This is a genomic window from Candidatus Angelobacter sp. (genome assembly GCA_035607015.1).
Taxonomy (GTDB): domain Bacteria; phylum Verrucomicrobiota; class Verrucomicrobiia; order Limisphaerales; family AV2; genus AV2.
The window spans coordinates 1-17,773 of record DATNDF010000078.1 but is presented as its reverse complement, the minus strand read 5'-3'; the positions used below and the strand labels follow the sequence as shown (position 1 = coordinate 17,773).

The window sequence follows — 17,773 nt, the reverse complement described above, 5'->3', positions numbered from 1 at the left end:
CTCAATGAGCCATGAACAAGCCACCCGCTCACGCTCAGGGCGAGACTAAAGTCGTCGGAATCTGGATTCGCGTTTCTACAGAGGACCAAGCGCAGGGTGAAAGCCCGCGCCACCACGAGCAGCGCGCCCGCGAATACGCCAAGTTCAATGGGTGGGAGGTGAGAGAGGTTTATGACCTCTCCGGCGTTTCTGGAAAAACGGTGATGGACCAGCCGGAGACCAAACGGATGCTTGCCGACATCAAGCGCGGTCACATCAGCGCACTAATCTTCTCCAAGCTCGCGCGCCTCGCCCGCAATAAGCATGAATTGGAAGACTTCGCCGAGCTCTTCCGTGCATCCGGCGCGGACATGATTTCGTTGCAGGAAAAGATCGATACGAGCACTCCTGCTGGCCGTTTGTTCTACAGCATCATTGCCGCAATGGCACACTGGGAACGTGAGGAGATCGCCGACCGGGTAAATGCGTCGATCAAAATACGCGCGAAACTTGGCAAGAGTTTAGGCGGGCCAGCGCCGTTCGGTTACATGTGGGAGGACAATAGGCTGGTCATCAATCCGACCGAGGCACCGATCCGCAAGCTCATGTATGAACTGTTCGTGGAGCAGAAGCGCAAAAAAGGCGTCGCCCGGCTGCTCAACAAGGCAGGATACCGGACTCGAAAGGGCGCCTCGTTCACGGACACCACCGTCGTGCGTCTCTTACAAGACACGACGGCCAAAGGATTTTATCGGGCAAACCACACGTATCGCGACGACAAAGGCAAACTTCTCGCCAAGCCTGAATCTGAATGGGTCTTTACGCCAGTGGAGCCGATTGTATCCGAAGACCTCTGGAGGCAATGTAACGACCTGCTAGACGAACGTAAAGGCAAGCGGCCCCCTGGTCCCAAGCCGACCCACCTTTTCGCCGGGCTTCTGTTTTGCGGCTGCGGCCAGAAAATGTATGTTTTCTCACGCTCGCCCAAATACGTCTGCCCAAAATGCCGCAACAAAATCCCGATCGAAGACATTGAAGCGGTTTTCCGGGGTGAACTCGAGAGTTTCTTCGTCTCCAAAGAGAAAGTCTTGGAACATCTCTCCCTCGCCAATGGACACCTAGCTGATAAGAAGCAACGCCTCGCCGCCCATACCCACCAAATCGAAAAAGTGAGGACGGAGATGCGCAAAGTCTATCAGCTCTACCAAACCGACCAGGTTTCCCCTGAAGGTTTCGGCAAACTCTACCGACCTTTGGAGGCTCAGGAACGGTCGCTCGCTGTCGAACTGCCGAAGCTCCAAGGCGAGATCGACGCGCTGGAGATGCAGCAAACGTCCGCCGACGAAGTAATCGCTGAAGCCACCAATTTGCACAAACTTTGGCCGAAGTTCACCGATGACGAAAAGCGCCGGATTGTTGAAGGCATCACTGAAAAGATCGTCGTTTCGGGAGACGAGATTGATATAACCCTCTGCTACATGCCTTCTTCTGAAGAACTCACAAAAAGGCAACGAAACCTGTCGGATTCATCGCCGCCACCAGCATGAATTGCGACGGAAAGGTCATCGTGCCCGCCGCGCGCGAGATCGTGACGCGGCCTTCTTCGAGCGGCTGCCGCATGGTCTCGAGCACGCTCCGCTTGAACTCCGGCAGTTCATCGAGAAACAGCACGCCATGATGGGCCAGCGAGATTTCGCCGGGCGTGGGATTGATGTTGCCTCCCAACAGGCCGGCGTCGCTCGCGGTGTGGTGCGGCGCGCGAAAGGGACGTTGCGTGATGAGCGCCTGACCGGGCTCGAGCAGGCCAACGATGCTGTGAATTTTGGTTGTTTCCAGAGCCTCGTCGAGCGTCAGCGGCGGCAGGATGGTCGGCAGCCGTTTCGCAAGCATGGACTTGCCCGTGCCGGGCGGACCGATGAGCAGCACGTTGTGTCCGCCGGCGGCGGAGATTTCCAACGCGCGTTTGACCGACTCCTGACCCTTCACATCGGCGAAATCGAGGTCGTCCTCATGCTCCTGCTCGAAAATGCGGGCGATGTCCACGCGGGTCGGCGCGATGCGGACTTCACCCTCCAGGAAGCCGATCGCCTCGCGCAGGTTCTGGAGCGGAATGACCTGAAGACCCTTCACAACCGCAGCCTCCGGGGCGTTGTCTTTCGGAACCAGCACGCCAATTTTGCCGTCCGCCTTTGCGCGGAGAGCGACCGGCAAAACACCTTTCACGTTTCGCACCGCGCCGGTCAACGCGAGTTCCCCGACCATCACGAAGTTCTCCAGTTGATCGGAGACAAACTGCTCGCTCGCGGCCAGCATCCCGACGGCGATGGGCAGATCGAAGCTCGGTCCTTCCTTCTTCACGTCGGCCGGGGCAAGGTTGATGGTCGTGCGGCCCATCGGGAATTTGAAGGCGGAGTTGGTGATGGCTGTGCTGACGCGGTCGCGCGATTCCTTCACGGCCGCGTCGGGCAGGCCGACAATGACAACCAGCGTGTCGCCCCAGCCCGCATTGACCTCGACCTCGACGGGATAGGCCTCTATGCCATTGACGGCCGCGGAACAGACCTTGGCTAACATGGGCCGAGTGTATGAACGGCCCGGAACAGACTGCAATCCGTTTCTGACTTCATGCCGGGTATCCGCGCGCGCTTGCGCTGCGTTCGTCCTTGCGCAACAGTGACGGCCGCGGACCGCATAACCACGAACCAACAACAGAAACCGAATGAAACGAACCGCATCGGCCTCCTGGAGCGGAGACTTGAAACAGGGCAAAGGCTCGCTTTCGACTCAGAGCGGTGTGTTGAAGGAGACGCCGTATTCCTTCACCACCCGATTCGAAGACGGTATCGGCACAAACCCCGAAGAACTGATCGCTGCTGCGCACGCGGGGTGTTTTACGATGGCTCTATCCGCGTTTCTGGGACGCGCCGGTTTCACGCCGCGCCGGCTCTCCACCCGGGCGTCGCTGTCCCTGGAGCAGGTCGGGGGTAATTGGAGCATTACAGCAATTCATCTCGAACTGACCGGTGAGGTGCCTGGCATCAGCCAGGAGAAGTTCGATGAGATCGCAGCGGACGCCAAGGCGAACTGCCCGGTGTCGCGGGTTCTTAAGGCAAACATCACATTGAATGCAAAGCTGGTGAGCGCGTGAACGCTTGGACCCGGTTTTGCGCCGGTGGTCGGTAAGGCGAAGCCGAGCGTACTGTCTGTCCCGGGGCCTTGCCCGGCGATGAGATGACTTCCCCATTGTTATCACTGACACAAGCACGGCTATGCTATAGTCATGGCCGTCATGCGAATCGGTCCACTCGAATTGAAGTCGAATCTGTTCCTCTCGCCGCTGGCGGGTTACACCAACCTGCCGTTCCGACTAACGTTGCGCGAAATCGGCGGACTTGATCTCGCCACGACTGACCTGGTCAATGCGCGGTCGTTGCTCGAGAAGAAGCCCAAAGCGCTCAAACTCATCGAGACCTGCCCTGCCGACCGACCGCTCGCCGTTCAACTCTTTGGTTCGGTGCCCGAAGAAATGAGGGACGCCGCGCAATATCTCGAGTCGATCGGCATTTCCTCGGTGGACATCAACATGGGATGCCCGGTGCGCAAGGTCTGCCGTGTGGGCGGCGGTTCAGCGATGATGACGGAACTCGACAAGACCGCAGGACTGGTCAAGTGCATGGTGGACGCGGTCAAAATACCGGTCACCGCCAAGATGCGCCTCGGATGGGATGATCATAACATCACGGCGCCAGATTTGGCGCGCGCTCTTGAAGACGTCGGTGTGGCGGCGATCTTCGTGCATGGGCGCACCCGCGAACAGGGTTTTGGCGGCGCTGTCAACCTTGCGGGCATCCGCGCCGTGACTCGGGCGGTAAAAGTCATTCCGGTGGTTGGCAACGGCGACGTGACGACGCCGGAAGCGGCGAAGAAAATGATCGAAGAAACCGGTTGCGCGGGCGTGAGCATTGGCCGCGGCGCATTTTACAACCCGTGGATCTTTCTCCACACCCGACATTACCTGGGCACCGGGGAACTGCTGCCGGAATCACCCTTTGAGGAGCGTGTGCGCGTGATGTGCCGGCATCTTGATCTGATGACGGAGGTGTTTGGCGAAGAGCATGGCTGCCGCCTGTTTCGCAAAGTCGCCCCGTGGTATGCGAAGCGATTCGGTCCCGCGAACCTGTTCAACAAGCGTGTGGTGATGATCTCGTCGAAGACGGAGTTTCAAAAAATCCTGGGTGATTACCTCGACTGGCGAAAACAGTTCCTCGACGAGCACGGCCGATTGCAGTCACGCTTTGAACCTCCAACGCTCGTCGCTTCTTTTATGCAGGAGCCGGTTGCCGCGCAGCGCGGCCAGATTCCGGTGCCGAAAGGGCCGGTGGAAGTCTGGTGAAGGCCCTCCCGAAGAGCCGGTGGTTTATTCCCCCGGTCATCGCGCTGGCAGTCGTGCTCGCGTTCGCCTGGTTCAGATGGCGAAATTTTGCGGAACCGGTTTACCAGGGCAGACCCGTCACGGCGTGGATGCGTGACATGAACAACCCGGACCCGGGGGTGCGCAGCAACGCTGTGACCGCGTTGCGGGGTTTGGGAACGAACGGCGTCCCCTACCTGGTCCGGTCGCTGAATCGCGGGGACCCGATCCTCAAAAAGCCGTTCCTTTCGTTCGCTCCCAAACTGCCGCTCTGGTTTCGCCGCTTCATCATTCGCACGTTCAAACCCTTCGACGCTGTCGGCGACCGCCTCGCGGCGGTCACCGCGCTCGCCGCGCTCGGCACGAACGCGCCGGTCGCGCCTCTTGTGGGCGCGTTGCGCGATTCAGAACGGCAGGTCGGGTCGCTGGCCGCGGGTGCGCTTGTGAAGATCGGCCGGCCGGCCGTGCCCAAACTCATTCGCGCGTTGAGTGAGGGCGACGCTTACGTGCGTTTGATGGCTTGTTACACCCTGGGCGCGATCGGCTCCGAGGCGGCGGATGCGGCGCCCGCGCTGATTCCGCTCCTCTCGGACAAGAGCAGCAACATCCCGGCTCAAGCGGCTTATGCGCTGGGACGCATCGGTAAACCGGGAATCGCCGCTCTGGCCGTTTCACTCAAAGCACCCGACGAACGCGTCCGCGCCCAGGTCGCCCGGGTGCTGGGGGGACTGGGAATTCAGGCGAAAGACGCTGCGACCGCCCTGACGGAGGCGACGAGGGATCCGGCGATGGTCGTCCGCCAATCCGCTGTCGAGGCGCTCGGCAACGTCTGGCCCTACTCGACGGAGTCTGTACTGTCACTCACCGCGGCATTGAAGGACGAGAGTGCCCAGGTGCGCGCGCAGGCTGCGATGGCCCTGTCGCGCGCGGGCCGCTTCCGCGAGTTGCAAATTCCGCGCTTGATCGAATCACTGAGCGATCCCGATCCCCGGGTCCGCGGCGAGGCCGCGCAAACTCTGGGAAAAATCGGACCGCTCGCGACCGCCGCGGAGCCGGCGTTGACGGACAGATTGAAGGACGACAGCGAATTCGCCCGGACCAACGCGATGGAAGCGTTAAAGAAAATCATACCGAATGGAGGTCCAAAGTGAGCGCGGATCGAATGCGACGCACCGGACCACGACCGACAATTACGCGCTCGACACCCGACCGGCGGCGCTCGACATTCTCCCGCCATGAGTTGGTGCTATCGGAAGCTTGTCCGGCCGGCTTTATTTTCGCTGGATTCCGAAGAGATTCACGATCGCACATTGAGGGCGCTGGGGGGGATCAGCCGACGAGCCACTCTCTGCGACGCCATGGCTTCGTTTTACGGCGCGCCAGATTTGCCGGTTGAACTGCTCGGTTTGAAATTCCCCAATCCGGTGGGCTTGGCCGCCGGCATGGACAAACAGGCGGTTGCTGTCCCCGCCTGGGAAGCCCTCGGTTTCGGTTTTGTGGAACTCGGGGGTGTGACGTGGCATTCCCAGCCCGGCAATCCCGCGCCGCGAATGTTTCGCGCTGTCGCCGACGAAGCGCTGGTCAACAGAATGGGATTCAACAATTCCGGCGCGGAAGCAATGGCGCAAAAGCTCTCGCAGTGGCACGCGCTCGATCGCTGGCCTAGACATCCAGTCGCCATCAATCTCGGCAAATCGAAGATCACGCCTCTCGAAAGAGCCGCCGAGGATTACGCCAATTCTTTCCGAACGCTGCGTTCACACGCGGATTTTTTTGTCGTCAACGTCAGCTCGCCCAACACGCCGAACCTGCGCCAGCTCCAGGACAGGGCTGCGCTGGATGAGATCCTCGCCGCGATGCAGGCGATCAATCGGCAACCGGCAAAGCCCATCCTGGTGAAAGTCGCTCCCGACCTTTCGTTCGATGCGCTCGACGAAATCATCGAATTGACCGGTCCGCGACAGATCGCCGGCATTGTTGCGACGAATACCACCGTCACTCGGCCTGAAGCGCGCGATCCCGAACTGAAGCGCGTTTACAGCGAGGAGGGCGGGTTGAGCGGACGGCCATTGCGCGCGCGCAGCACGGAAATCGTCCGGCATCTCTACCGCCAGACCAAGGGTGCGCTCCCGATCATCGGCGTGGGCGGTATCTTCAATGCCGACGATGCCTGGGAAAAGATCGCTGCCGGCGCGTCACTTGTGCAGCTTTATACGGGCCTCGTTTACCAGGGACCCGGGGTGACGAAGGAGATCGTCAAGGGGTTGCGGACGCGACTGGACGAGCGCGGCTTCAGTGTTCTGAAAGACGCCGTCGGAACAGAGTCCTTTGTGTAGCCGTCAGGGAAATGATGCCCTGTCGGCGCAGGGTTCCAGTCTGGCGATCGCGTCCATGATTTCGTCGGCGATTTCCTGATAAATTATTTTGAGCCGTTGTTTGGAGCATGTCCTGGATTCAGTCCGCTCCTTTTCAAAGTTCATCGGCGGGCCGTATTTCACAGCGATGGGGCGCGGACGCGGGAATTTGAAATGGCGACCGTACGCCTCGAACGTTCCGAAGACGCGAGCCGGTACCACCGGAGCATTCGATTTGATCACGGTCAGACCGATGCCGGAACGCGCCGGCTGCAGTTTCCCGTCGTGCGTGCGAGTGCCTTCGGGGAAAAGGACAATCGCGCCACCGGCCAGCAGCCGGTCGAGGATCGCCTTCAAGCCCGCGGCGCCGCCACCTTCCCTATCCACCGGCACGGAGTTCCATGAACGAAGCAGGGCACCGATGCCAGGGAAACGGAACAACGACTCACGGGCCAGATAATTGATGTCGCGCGTAATACCAGCGCCGACCAGCGGAGGATCAATAAAACTGGCGTGGTTGGCGGCGAGAATGACGGGTCCGGTCAAGGGGACTCGTTCGGGATTGAAGACGCGCCAGTGAAAATAGGTGGCGTAAATGAACCGGAAAGCGTGCCAGCCGATTCGGTAGCTCGGATTCACGATCTTTCGCCGAGCCGTTTCCTGACCTCGCTGATGATGGTGCCGCTGGTCTGCTCCGAGGTCATTTGCGAGTTGTTGATGACCCGCGCGCCGAGCGGCACCATCAACGGCGCCGTCGCCCGCTGGCTGTCGCGCCGGTCGCGCGCGGCGAGGTCCTCCCGCACGCCGTCGGCGGCGCGGCGCCTGGACCTCTCCTGGAGCGAGGCGTCGAGGTAGAATTTGAATTCGGTTTCAGGAAAAACGTTGCTGCCGATGTCCCGGCCTTCCATCACCAGATTGCCGAACTTGACGCACTCGCGCTGGCGGGCGACCATCCAGTCCCTCACCCTGGGAATCGCGGCGACGTGCGGCACCGCGGCGCTGGTTTCAGCGGTGCGGATTTCCTTGTCCGGATGATAACCGTCGACCAGAAGCCGCACCCGGCCATCCACGCACTCCAGTTGGGTCCTCCATTTCCGCAGCAGAGAGATCACGGCTTTGGCGTCGTGCACGTCCACCTTTTTCTGCAAACAATGCCACGCCAGCGTGCGATACATCGCGCCAGTGTCAACATAGACATAGCCGAGCGCGCTGGCGACGAGTTTCGCGTTCGTGCTCTTGCCGCTGGCGCTGGTGCCGTCAATGGCGATGACGATGGGTTGCACAATCGTCACGGTGTTGATTCCTTAACACGTCGCATCGGGGGGCGGACGATTAAACAGTCCGGTGTGACGGGATAACGTTTCACGGCGTGACGTTTATTCGGCAAACAACTCATCTCGAGTCAAGGCCCGTCCCGTCTTTGCATCCAGAATCGTCGCTCCCAAACCGTGTGGCGGCGGGTCCGCCAGCTTCTGGAAAAAATTGGGGAATGTTTTTTTCACACACGCGGGATTTTTGATTTTTATGCCGGGCACTTTCAATCCCAGAATCGCAAAACACATCGCCATGCGATGGTCATTGTAGGTCTCGATTTCCGCCCCGTGAAGTTTTGAAGGATAAACGGTCAACGTGTCGCCTTCTTCGATGACTTTTGCGCCGCATTTGGAAAGCTCCGTCCGCAAGGCGACGACCCGCTCGCATTCCTGAAGACGCAAGCGCCCCAAGTCAGCAAACATGATTTTGTGATGCGCTAATGGGGCAAGAACGATCAAAGTCATTATGCTGTCGCCGAGATCGGTGTTACGGGAAACCCGCACGGCGTCCCGTTCGGCCTCAACACGCTCCGAGTTTTTGCGGCTCCCGTCTTCAAAACGTTCACGCCACTTTGGTCCCCACATTTGCGCCAGGCGCCGCTCAGCTTCAGCAATCTCCAGGGCGCTGTACAAGTTAACCGGCGCCACCAAAACGACGTATTCTGGAAACCTGGCGTCAATCTGCCAATCCGAGGGATGGGGCCAGTTCAGGACCCGGACCGCGAACGCGGAATTCATGCGAGTCGTAAAATCAACTCCGGCGTCGGGAAGATCTTCGCAGATCTCCTGGCGTTCGCCCGAAGGCAAAGGAGGCACTGCCGCCCAAAAATAACTCCCGCTCGAAGCATCTGGCTCTATCTGGAATCCTCCGCCACGGTTTGGAAACGCTTCTATCAGCTTCGACGTCATCGCCACGTAAGGCGACTCTTCGGCATTGTCACCCACCACAGTCACGTGCCAACCACCGGCCTTGGCGCAGATCAATAGTGCCGAAGCGAACTGCGAGCTTTCGGCGATGCTCACGCAACAGATCGCGCCGGGCTTTGGACCGCCGCCATGGACGAGCGCGGGCAGTTTGCTGTTCGCCGAATCGATACAGTAGCCGAGTTCCCGCAGCGCGTCGAACAACGCCTCCTGCGGCCGTTCGCGCATCCGCTTCACGCCGTCGAGCCGGTAAATTCCATGACCCAGGCAAACCAGCGTGGCGAGAAACCGCGCCGCCGTTCCCGCGTTACCCACGAATAATTCGAGCGGCTTATCTAACGTCCCGGCGTTGGGGATTTTGCCGCCGAGACCCTGAACTGTGATGGCGCGGTTACAGACTTCGTCCGGATCGGGCTCGACCTTTACGACGAACCCGAGTTTCAGCAGGCCGTCCACCATCACCCGGGTGTCTTCGCTCCAGAGTGCGCCGCGCAGGGTCGTCTCGCCGTCGGCCAGTGCCGCCAGCACCAGCGCCCGGTTGGTGATGCTCTTGGAACCGGGCACGGCAATCCCGGCATGAACCGGCTTTTCCAGCGGCGCGATTTCAATGAGATCGGGCAGGGACATCGGCAGAACGGAATATTAACCACCACTGAACACGAATGGACACGAATTCTTCCGACATAAATGCACCGTGTCCGCATGCGTCAGAATGAATTGATTTGTGTCCATTCCTGTGTCGCCGTAATTTGTTTTACTCCGGCGACGGCGAAACGCCGTGCCCACTCCACGCATCGCGTCGTTGCCGGGCTTTCTCGAAGAACTCTTCAATCGACGTGCGGTCGGCATCCTCGAGCGCGCGTTGGAAGTCCTGCAACCCCTCGATAAACAGACTCAGCACCCGCGCGAGATTTTTCCGGTTCGCCAGCGCGATGTCGCGCCACATTTCGGGCGAACTCGCCGCGATGCGCGTTGTGTCGCGAAACCCGTTTGCGCAAAGCAGAGCCTGCTCCTTCGGATGCGCCGGGCTGAGGACGTAATTCGCCAGTTCCGCCGCCACGACGTGTGGCAGGTGGCTCGAACGGCTGACGAGATCGTCGTGGACCTCCGGCGAGAGCTGCAACGGCAATCCGCCAACCGCCTTCCAAAATGCTTCCACGACTTTCACCGCTCCCGGAGACGTTTGTGGTGTGGGAGTAATGACGCACACGGCGTTGACGAACAGATCTGCGCACGCAGCCGCGGGGCCCGTCTTTTCCGCGCCGGCCATCGGGTGGCTGCCGACAAAATGACCACCCGCGTCAGCAACCAACGGTTCCAGTTCCTGCACCACACCGGCTTTTGCGCTGCCGACATCGGTGACGACAGCGCCGCGTTTCAGCGCGGGCAGCATTTGCCGCAAAACCTCACTCATCCGTGCGAGTGGCGTGCAGAGCACGACGAGGTCGGCGTTCTCTACCGCGCGGAGCGGGTCGCACGTGGCGTGATCCACGACGCCCAGCCTGTCACATTCAACGATGCTGGCGCTGCGCCGGACAAATCCGCCCACTTTGTCCGACAGGCCACGCTGCTTGACGGCCAACCCCAAAGAGCCCCCCAGCAAACCTACGCCTGCAAGCGTGATTTTTTGGAAATGCACGTGAGGATTAAACCGGGGCAGCGGACGATAGGCAATAAGCAATGAGACGAGGAGCGTGCAGTCGGTCCAGATGCTGTCTTTCAATGGGTGGTCATGGCTCCCGCGATTTCGCGCACCCGCTCAAGAACCACCTCGGCGACGTGGGGCTCATCGCCGATGGCGGAAGAATACCATACCAGTTTTTCGTGCTTCTGAGTTGGATTGCGCCAGGTCGGCTGGCCGCTTTTCAGTCGCTCGTGAATCAGTTCCTTGGATTCACCAAGCATACCCGGAATGTCTTCGTAGGAATGCAGACCGTCGCTGATAAAGAACGGTACGACGATGATGTTTTTCGCGCGCGCCAGACGGTAACAATCACTGATGCGCGGTTCTTCTTCCATGAACACGGCGTAAACCTCCCCGTAGAGCTTTCGCGCGCGGATCAATTCGACCTGGCGCTCAATGACCCTGCGTGAATTCTCATTGTTATTTGTGCCGTGGCCCGCAATGAACAGCGCAGTTTCCTCCGGCCGGGCCGGGCGCTGAGACGGGTGTTTTTTCACGATGTCGCGCGCGCGGGCAAGCAAGACGTCCGTCATGGTGTCGTGTGTGCCAACCGGCCCGCAGTAATGAATCGTCTGGGAGCCGCGCCGTTGAACGCGGGAAAAATCCGGTTGATCGTTCGCGCGCAGGCCCAGTTCGCGCGGGATGACCTCCTCCGTAAAGTAACCCTCGCTGATGAACAGAGGCACTATGAAAACACGCGGAGCAAAGACCCCCCGCAACACACCACAAATCGGCGGTTCGAGTTTCCAGAAACATTCGACCACTTGCGCGAATATTTTCCTGCGGCGCAATTCGTCGGCGTGCTGATACGTTGGCGTGCTGGACTCGGCGTTCAGCGTTGAGCCGTGGCCGACTAGGATCAGGGCGGCGTCCGAAAGATCAGCGTTGGTCACTCGACAATGGTTAACGTGTGGAGGGACAAACGCAAGGTGGAGTGAGCGGAACGGGCGTCGCTTTCTGCGGCACGCGCAATGCTAACCTGTTCCATTGCAATTGAATCACTCAAACCAGACCACCATCGCTCCGGCAAGTAAATCACTGTCCGATTTTCGGTCCGGCGGTGTTTTATCTTTGAATGGTAGATGACACTGACCAAATACTCATTCGGGCATACGTCCGGCGTCGGTGCGAGCAGTCATTCGCGGAGCTTGTGAGTCGTCACGTCAATCTGGTCCACTCCACCGCACAACGGATAGTGCGGCAAGCGGCCCTGGCCGAAGAAGTCACTCAAGCTGTATTTCTGTCTCTGGCCCAGCATTCCGTTCGGTTGCAAGGACGCTCTTCTTTGACCGCATGGCTCTACGAGACGACTCGCAACCTTTCAATTAACACTGTCAGAAGCGAAGAGCGCCGTCGCCGACGCGAATGTGAGGCTGCGACCATGAAAGCAATAATTGTGGATGAATCCCAAGCAACCTGGCACCAATTGGCTCTGCACTTGGATGAGGCGATTACTCAACTCAAGGGCGTCGAGCGCGAAGTGATTCTCTGGCGCTACTTCGAGCACAAGACTGCCGAACAGATTGGCGTTCGACTGGGGCTGGGTCCGGATGCGGCGCAGAAGCGGGTTGCGCGCGCGATGGACCATTTGCGCGCCATCTTCGCAAAGCGCGGCTTCACCAATTCCGCTGCGAGTCTGGCGGCGATCCTATCGGCAGAGGCTGTGAAAGCCGCGCCTGCGGGCTTGGCCGTGGCGGCCATTGCGGCGGCTCATGGCCTGGGCGCATCTCTCACGACAAATTCAACCCAAGCAAAGATCGGAATTGCCGCCCTGGTGGCGGCGAGTGTAACCGCCCCAATCGTTCTTCAACACCTGGCCAACCAGCGTCTCAAAGGAGAAGTGGCGGTTCTGCGCCAACAGACCGCTGAAATGGAGACGCTGCGTGAGGACGGAGAACGGCTGATGGCGGAGGCGCGATCATCGGAAAGCCAGCGGGCGAAGGAGCTGGCAGAACTGGCTCGCCTGCGTGGCGAATTGGTGGCGCTGAAAGCACGCGAGACAAAACCTGAGGCCATGACCAAGAGTAAAACTTCCACAAAGGCCGTACCGAAAACAGCGGATGCCGCCCATGCGAGCACCGGCAAACTCCTTCTTGCCGGGGAGATGAGGAACGTGGGAATTGCAGACCCGGCATCCGCGTATCAGACTTTACAATGGGCAAAAATGAAAGGAGACACGAATGTGATCCGCAACGCGGTCGCTTGGAGAGATGAGCGCACCCGGGCCGAGGCTGAGGCGGTTTTCGCGGGTGCACCGGAGGCTGTTCGGGCAAAGTATGGTTCGGCGGACGAGTATATGTTACATCTCTTTGATCGCTCCAAACCGCACGAGGACCGCGATATTCTCGTCTCCTCACGCATCCTGGAGCAAAATGTTTCCGGTGACGAAGCAAGTTTGCAGATCGAATATAACTGGGCCGATGGCAGCACGACTACAGGTCCGTTGACATTTGTCCGAATGGGCAACGATTGGAGTCAGGCACTGAACTTCGACCCTCCCGCACTTGGTAAGATGGTCTCAGGGCTCCAGACAGAAGGAGCTGCTTTGGCAAATCAACGCGAGAGCAAATAAATCGCCACCCCCCAGCCGGTACTCGCCTCGAATCGGTCTTGGATCGGACCGGTCGTTGATATGGCTTAGAAAATGTCAAGCGGGCACACTTCTTCTGTTTCTTTTTCTTCAAAGCATTCTGGAGTGATCTGGAGGGTGAGCAGATCGGGAATCATTTCGACGGTGGATCATGCTGATATACGTGCGTTGGTTAGCACCTGACCAACAGTTCGTCGGGGCGCTGCCTCGGTCTAGGCTCGAGGGTCAATCGCAGATTGCCTCCTAACGACATCGAGGGTTCGCCCGAACCGTTTCCAATCCGTCAACTGCCCATGCACCTGCGTGGTCAACCGCTCCAACCGTTCACCGGCGCTTTGGATGGCCCCGATGTACTCCTCCAGGATGATTTGCAGGGCGGGATGGGGCATTTTCAATTTCGAGAGGTAATTCAGGCGTGCCGGCGTCCAACTGGTTTTTCCCGGATAACGGAAACCCAGGCGCAACAGAAACCCTTTGAGGCGCTGGCGTGCCCGGCGTTGATCAAACACCGCGCTCAAGCGGCCGCGGATCAAATCACGGATCGCTTCGTCGCTTTCATCGGGCACACGCACGGCGCTCAGTTCGCCCGCGCGAAACAGCCGGGCCAACTGCCCGGCATCGCGGGCGTCGGTCTTGATGCGGTCCCCGGCTCGCTTGGGAATCAGCGAGGGAGCCACCCCCTGGCAGACCAATCCTTTGCGCCGCAAATGGCGGCAGAGCACAAAGCCGCACGGGCCCGCTTCGTAGCAAAAGCGCAGTTCCTCTCCGGGCCTTTGCAACTTCTTGATCAGTGTGTCCACGGCCTGGAGATGGCCGGGGATGTCCCCGTATTGGCGCACCGACCCCTCCCCGGAGGCGAGGGCCACGGCGATGGTTTCTTTATGGACGTCCAAACCGACGTGGAGGATGGTTGGAGCAGATTTCATGGGTATCTGTTTCCTTTCTTGTTTAACGAACAGTTCTTCGGAACTTCTCAACAGGTGGATCGGTCCCGCATCCGCGGGGCAACCCGCGCGACAAGTCAAACAGACGCCCGCCAATTCGTTCACAAGCCATAAGGTCTGGGCCGCTTCACGACGAAGAAACTTTCACGACATTGATGAGGCACACCCATGAAGATAGCTGACGGAGGGCTGGACGATGCTCGCGTACATACGCTCCTCGTTCACCATTTTATCACGGCGCGCGCCGAGACAGCCCCCGGTAGCGCACACGCGCTGGACCTGAGCGGGTTGAAATCGCCGGACGTTCAATTCTGGTCGGCATGGGACGGAGAGCATCTCGTCGCGATTGGTGCTTTGAAGCGTCTCTCAGAATCTCATGGGGAGATAAAATCCATGCACACCGAGCAGTCGCGACGACGCAAAGGCGCAGGCAGTGCAATGCTCCGGCACATTATTGAAAGGGCACGCCGGATGGGATATTCCCGGTTGAGCCTTGAGACGGGGGCGTGGCCGTATTTCATTCCCGCCCGCGAGTTCTACAAACGGCATGGGTTTGTCGAGTGTCCGCCCTTCGGCAGCTATGTTCCCGACCCGAACAGCGTTTTCATGACGCTGGAACTTCGGTGAAGACGCACCAACACGGCATGAATATCGAGACCATCGGCATCGATCACATCTACCTTGCGGTCTCTGACCTCGCTCGTTCCGAGCAGTTTTACGACCGGGTCATGGGCATCCTTGGTTTCCGCAAAAACACATTCACGAACGAGGGAGATCATCACCTTCAATACTACAACCGCCACTTTGGGTTTGTGCTGCGGCCTGCTCATAGCGGCAGGCTCCACGACCCTTTGAGTCCCGGTCTGCACCATTTCTGTTTTCGAGTCGAGGATGCAGCCACTGTGGACGCCATTGCCAAACGCCTTACGGAAGGGGCAGTGGATTGTTCGTCTCCTCAGCTTTTCCCGGAATACGCTCCCGACTATTACGCGCTTTTCTTTTCCGACCCGGATGGGGTTCGTCTTGAGGTCACGAATTACCGACAAGAGCGGCGCAAGCGCTTTGAGGATTGGGAACACGCATGAGTCGTCTGCGCGAGGATTTCGAGGGGCGGCCTCCTATGCGCGAGGCTGTGTGAAAACGTTTTGCGGTGTTTGAGTCAGGAACGCCGGCGGGGGAAGATTTTCCGGTTTCTGGTTTTGGACTTTAAGTTCCCGTAGTCCGGTGTGTTCGGAGGCTCGATGGCCGCTCCCACCACCTGCGGAGAAAAAACCACGGCGAGAGACACTCGCGCAAGCGCTTTGAGATGCTGTTGCAGCCGGCAGGCAATCCGCCTGCAGTGCCGGCAAATGGAGATTAAACTCTGGCGGCCGGAAATCGCCTCGAAGGCCGCAACCATCGCCCGGGTGAAACCGGCAGTGTCGGCGCAGCACGATTTTTTTGTGCGTTGCTCGCCGGAAGCGGGCGCGCAAATCCCGTGCACAAGAGTTTCGGAACTCTGGAACTTTCATGTGCCGACAAATTATCGGCAAATGTTCGAACCTCCTTTTATCGAGCGCAGGCAAAAGGAGCGGGTGTTCCAAGAAAATCGAAGCCGCGGACGTTCGAGAACGCCCGCGGCTTATGCGTAAGACTTCCTGCTGTTGCTAATTGTTACAGCTCGAAGTGTGGATCTGCAGATTTCCCGTGGCGATGGTCGCCGGATCTGCCGCGCTGTTTCCGACCTGCAACACAATCGTGCTGCCGTTGGAGACGCTCAGGTACAGCTTGTCGCTGCCGCCGCCCGATTCGAGATTGTCGATGGCGCGTCCGACGAACGTAACCGGGATCGTCGCGTCCGGGTTGCCGCCGATACCACTCAGGATACCGGTGCCATGGAAGTCGATGATGTTTACGTTGACCCTCGGTGATTTGGTTGACACGCCCGAGCAGGAGTCAACGATGATCGCCTGTCCCTGGAAATGCAGGCCAGTGGCATGATCAATCACGTTCCAGTTCCCGCCGTCTGCGGCTTTGGGACTGCATCCGGGATAAACGACGCCGCCGAAACTGTAATCCGCAACGCCCTTGGATTTGCCAATCGTGCCGCCACCGGTCAGCCAGCAAGGCCCTGGAGGAGGAGGTGTGGTGCAGAAATCCCCGCCCAAGGTAAACTCGACGACCGGAGGAGCGTCATCGACCACGTTGATAGTCTTGCAAGAAGACTTGAGGGTGGCCCCCGCAGGCAGGGTGGACGTGTCCACGCAGACGGTGTAAGTGCCCAGGTAGGGCACCAGTATTTCAGCTATTCCGAGATTGTCAGTGGTGGCGCATCCCACATCACTGATGCACACCTGAATACCGCTGACTGCATTGTCGTTCGGACAGGCAACCCTGATCTCGACAAGGCAGGCATTGGCCGTCAGAGCAGACAGGCCCAATGCAAGCAAACCCGACATCACTATTTTTGACTTCATACCTTCTTTGTTTTTGTTGTTACTCAAGGCTCCCGCCCCAAAAAAACGACGCCAGACCACAGGCCAGGCGCCAAGAGGCGTGCCGCGAGAGAGACGCCATTAATGCATCACGAGGGCAAAATGTCGAGTGATAAACAGAAAATTCGCGCGCTGGCTGACGTTAGCGTTTCGGATTCCGTTTAGGGAGGGTTGTCGCCAGCGTCCGGAGTAACCAGTCGTCCAACAGGCTTGCGGTCGCGAGCGGAGGATTCCTCATTCTCCGCGGGACCGGCCAACGTCCACCGCCGGAACCGGTTGTCAGCCTTTGCCCGGCCAAAAATCTATTGCCGCGCCGGCCTTTGCGGGTGGTTGTAAAGGAAGTCGCCACTCGCGGCAACTTTCAAGCGCAGCTCGAGGCCCTGGGCGGAGCCCACCGGGAATAACTGCGGCGTGTTTGCCATACCATTTTTAGGGTATATGCAGGTCATGGGAAAACTGCGATAAGCTTCGGAGTCTTGGACAGGAGGATGCCCCGACCCGCAGCTACCATCACGGGCGGGGCAGTTTTCCGGAGTTGCTCCAGAAATCAAATGCCCAATTCGCAACACCAGGTAAAAAATAAATCGCGTCACGTCAATGACACGACGGCGACCGATGGGTGGCTGGTAACACGGCGGCCTCTCGCGATAACCCGTTTACCACTTGCGATCTTGGTCTTTTTGAGGACGCGCTGCGATTGGCATCAAGAAAGAGGCAGCGCGGCGTGGGTGCTAGCCGCGCTGCGACCTGCGATTTTACTACTGTGTTCTTGAGCCAAACAGCAGGCCAGAGAAAGAGTTAGCAGCCAATATGCCGGAGATTGAGTTGACGCTGCCCGGCAGTTCTCGGCGGAAACCAAAGAGGTTCGGATCGCCACCATCGGGCGCGGAGTCCGGCTCGCGGCCTCATCCGGGGACTCCGCGCTCCGGCGGCGGCTCGTTCAGCACCGCCCAAAACATTCCCAATTGTCCTATCGCATCCACGAATTGTTGGAAGCCCACCGGCTTGACCACGTAAGCATTCACGCCAAGCTTGTAGCTTTCAACCAGGTCGGATTCCTCCCGTGAGGAAGTCAGCATGACCACCGGAATGATCCTGAG

At 59.1% G+C, this 17,773-nt stretch carries 17 protein-coding genes; 8 read left to right on the top strand and 9 right to left on the bottom strand.

Annotated elements, in window-relative coordinates:
- Positions 1-11 precede the first annotated feature (11 nt).
- Positions 12-1,526: a recombinase family protein gene (locus VN887_03200; GenBank protein HXT39008.1), complete on the top strand. Its 1,515-nt coding sequence runs from the start codon at positions 12-14 to the stop codon at positions 1,524-1,526.
- On the opposite strand, the gene VN887_03195 is transcribed toward VN887_03200, so the two are convergent.
- Complete coding sequence (locus VN887_03195) at positions 1,477-2,553, bottom strand: YifB family Mg chelatase-like AAA ATPase (GenBank protein HXT39007.1); 1,077 nt, start codon at positions 2,551-2,553, stop codon at positions 1,477-1,479. The two genes, VN887_03200 and VN887_03195, sit on opposite strands and share 50 nt — an antisense overlap.
- 145 nt (positions 2,554-2,698) lie before the next feature.
- Here VN887_03195 and VN887_03190 point away from each other — a divergent pair, with 145 nt between their 5' ends.
- From VN887_03190 to VN887_03175, 4 genes are all read left to right on the top strand, one after another.
- Positions 2,699-3,127 carry an OsmC family protein gene (locus VN887_03190; GenBank protein HXT39006.1) on the top strand — a complete coding sequence of 143 codons (429 nt, stop codon included), beginning with the start codon at positions 2,699-2,701 and terminating at the stop codon, positions 3,125-3,127.
- A 132-nt stretch (positions 3,128-3,259) separates the two neighbouring features.
- Positions 3,260-4,372: a tRNA dihydrouridine synthase DusB gene (gene dusB, locus VN887_03185; protein HXT39005.1), complete on the top strand. Its 1,113-nt coding sequence runs from the start codon at positions 3,260-3,262 to the stop codon at positions 4,370-4,372.
- On the top strand, positions 4,369-5,541 hold the full coding sequence (locus VN887_03180) for a HEAT repeat domain-containing protein (protein HXT39004.1): 1,173 nt from the start codon (positions 4,369-4,371) through the stop codon (positions 5,539-5,541). The genes dusB and VN887_03180 overlap by 4 nt, the downstream gene beginning before the upstream one ends.
- An 84-nt stretch (positions 5,542-5,625) precedes the next feature.
- Complete coding sequence (locus VN887_03175) at positions 5,626-6,726, top strand: quinone-dependent dihydroorotate dehydrogenase (GenBank protein ID HXT39003.1); 1,101 nt, start codon at positions 5,626-5,628, stop codon at positions 6,724-6,726.
- Between the two features lie 3 nt (positions 6,727-6,729).
- On the opposite strand, the gene VN887_03170 is transcribed toward VN887_03175, so the two are convergent.
- From VN887_03170 to VN887_03150, 5 genes are all read right to left on the bottom strand, one after another.
- Positions 6,730-7,383: a lysophospholipid acyltransferase family protein gene (locus VN887_03170; protein ID HXT39002.1), complete on the bottom strand. Its 654-nt coding sequence runs from the start codon at positions 7,381-7,383 to the stop codon at positions 6,730-6,732.
- Complete coding sequence (cmk, locus tag VN887_03165; protein ID HXT39001.1) at positions 7,380-8,036, bottom strand: (d)CMP kinase; 657 nt, start codon at positions 8,034-8,036, stop codon at positions 7,380-7,382. Before cmk ends, VN887_03170 begins: the two co-directional genes overlap by 4 nt.
- A gap of 84 nt (positions 8,037-8,120) precedes the next feature.
- A complete protein-coding gene (locus tag VN887_03160) occupies positions 8,121-9,608 on the bottom strand; it encodes a 3-phosphoshikimate 1-carboxyvinyltransferase (protein ID HXT39000.1) in 1,488 nt (495 codons plus the stop codon).
- Positions 9,609-9,735: 127 nt separating this feature from the next.
- On the bottom strand, positions 9,736-10,704 hold the full coding sequence (locus tag VN887_03155) for a prephenate dehydrogenase/arogenate dehydrogenase family protein (GenBank protein HXT38999.1): 969 nt from the start codon (positions 10,702-10,704) through the stop codon (positions 9,736-9,738).
- Complete coding sequence (locus VN887_03150) at positions 10,701-11,558, bottom strand: CbiX/SirB N-terminal domain-containing protein (protein ID HXT38998.1); 858 nt, start codon at positions 11,556-11,558, stop codon at positions 10,701-10,703. Before VN887_03150 ends, VN887_03155 begins: the two co-directional genes overlap by 4 nt.
- Before the next feature lie 182 nt (positions 11,559-11,740).
- Between VN887_03150 and VN887_03145 the strand changes: the two genes are divergently transcribed.
- On the top strand, positions 11,741-13,237 hold the full coding sequence (locus VN887_03145; GenBank protein HXT38997.1) for a sigma-70 family RNA polymerase sigma factor: 1,497 nt from the start codon (positions 11,741-11,743) through the stop codon (positions 13,235-13,237).
- Positions 13,238-13,467: 230 nt separating this feature from the next.
- Here the strand turns inward: VN887_03145 and VN887_03140 are convergent, their stop codons facing one another.
- Positions 13,468-14,181: a transposase gene (locus VN887_03140; GenBank protein HXT38996.1), complete on the bottom strand. Its 714-nt coding sequence runs from the start codon at positions 14,179-14,181 to the stop codon at positions 13,468-13,470.
- A gap of 186 nt (positions 14,182-14,367) precedes the next feature.
- Between VN887_03140 and VN887_03135 the strand changes: the two genes are divergently transcribed.
- Both VN887_03135 and VN887_03130 read left to right on the top strand, forming a co-directional pair.
- Positions 14,368-14,826, top strand: a complete 459-nt coding sequence (locus VN887_03135; GenBank protein HXT38995.1) for a GNAT family N-acetyltransferase — start codon at positions 14,368-14,370, stop codon at positions 14,824-14,826.
- Positions 14,823-15,284, top strand: coding sequence for a VOC family protein (locus VN887_03130; protein ID HXT38994.1), 462 nt, complete (start codon positions 14,823-14,825; stop codon positions 15,282-15,284). The genes VN887_03135 and VN887_03130 overlap by 4 nt, the downstream gene beginning before the upstream one ends.
- A gap of 561 nt (positions 15,285-15,845) precedes the next feature.
- On the opposite strand, the gene VN887_03125 is transcribed toward VN887_03130, so the two are convergent.
- Positions 15,846-16,655, bottom strand: coding sequence for a hypothetical protein (locus VN887_03125; GenBank protein ID HXT38993.1), 810 nt, complete (start codon positions 16,653-16,655; stop codon positions 15,846-15,848).
- A 923-nt stretch (positions 16,656-17,578) separates the two neighbouring features.
- The coding region (locus tag VN887_03120) for a response regulator (GenBank protein ID HXT38992.1) at positions 17,579-17,773 on the bottom strand (195 nt) is incomplete at its 5' end.

Bases quoted from the DNA above. Each gene is read 5' to 3' on its own strand.
- VN887_03200 (HXT39008.1), top strand. From the start codon at position 12: ATGAACAAGCCACCCGCTCACGCTCAGGGCGAGACTAAAGTCGTCGGA.
- VN887_03195 (HXT39007.1), bottom strand. From the start codon at position 2,553: ATGTTAGCCAAGGTCTGTTCCGCGGCCGTCAATGGCATAGAGGCCTAT.
- VN887_03190 (HXT39006.1), top strand. From the start codon at position 2,699: ATGAAACGAACCGCATCGGCCTCCTGGAGCGGAGACTTGAAACAGGGC.
- dusB (HXT39005.1), top strand. From the start codon at position 3,260: ATGGCCGTCATGCGAATCGGTCCACTCGAATTGAAGTCGAATCTGTTC.
- VN887_03175 (HXT39003.1), top strand. From the start codon at position 5,626: ATGAGTTGGTGCTATCGGAAGCTTGTCCGGCCGGCTTTATTTTCGCTG.
- VN887_03160 (HXT39000.1), bottom strand. From the start codon at position 9,608: ATGTCCCTGCCCGATCTCATTGAAATCGCGCCGCTGGAAAAGCCGGTT.
- VN887_03145 (HXT38997.1), top strand. From the start codon at position 11,741: ATGGTAGATGACACTGACCAAATACTCATTCGGGCATACGTCCGGCGT.
- VN887_03140 (HXT38996.1), bottom strand. From the start codon at position 14,181: ATGAAATCTGCTCCAACCATCCTCCACGTCGGTTTGGACGTCCATAAA.
- VN887_03135 (HXT38995.1), top strand. From the start codon at position 14,368: ATGAAGATAGCTGACGGAGGGCTGGACGATGCTCGCGTACATACGCTC.
- VN887_03125 (HXT38993.1), bottom strand. From the start codon at position 16,655: ATGAAGTCAAAAATAGTGATGTCGGGTTTGCTTGCATTGGGCCTGTCT.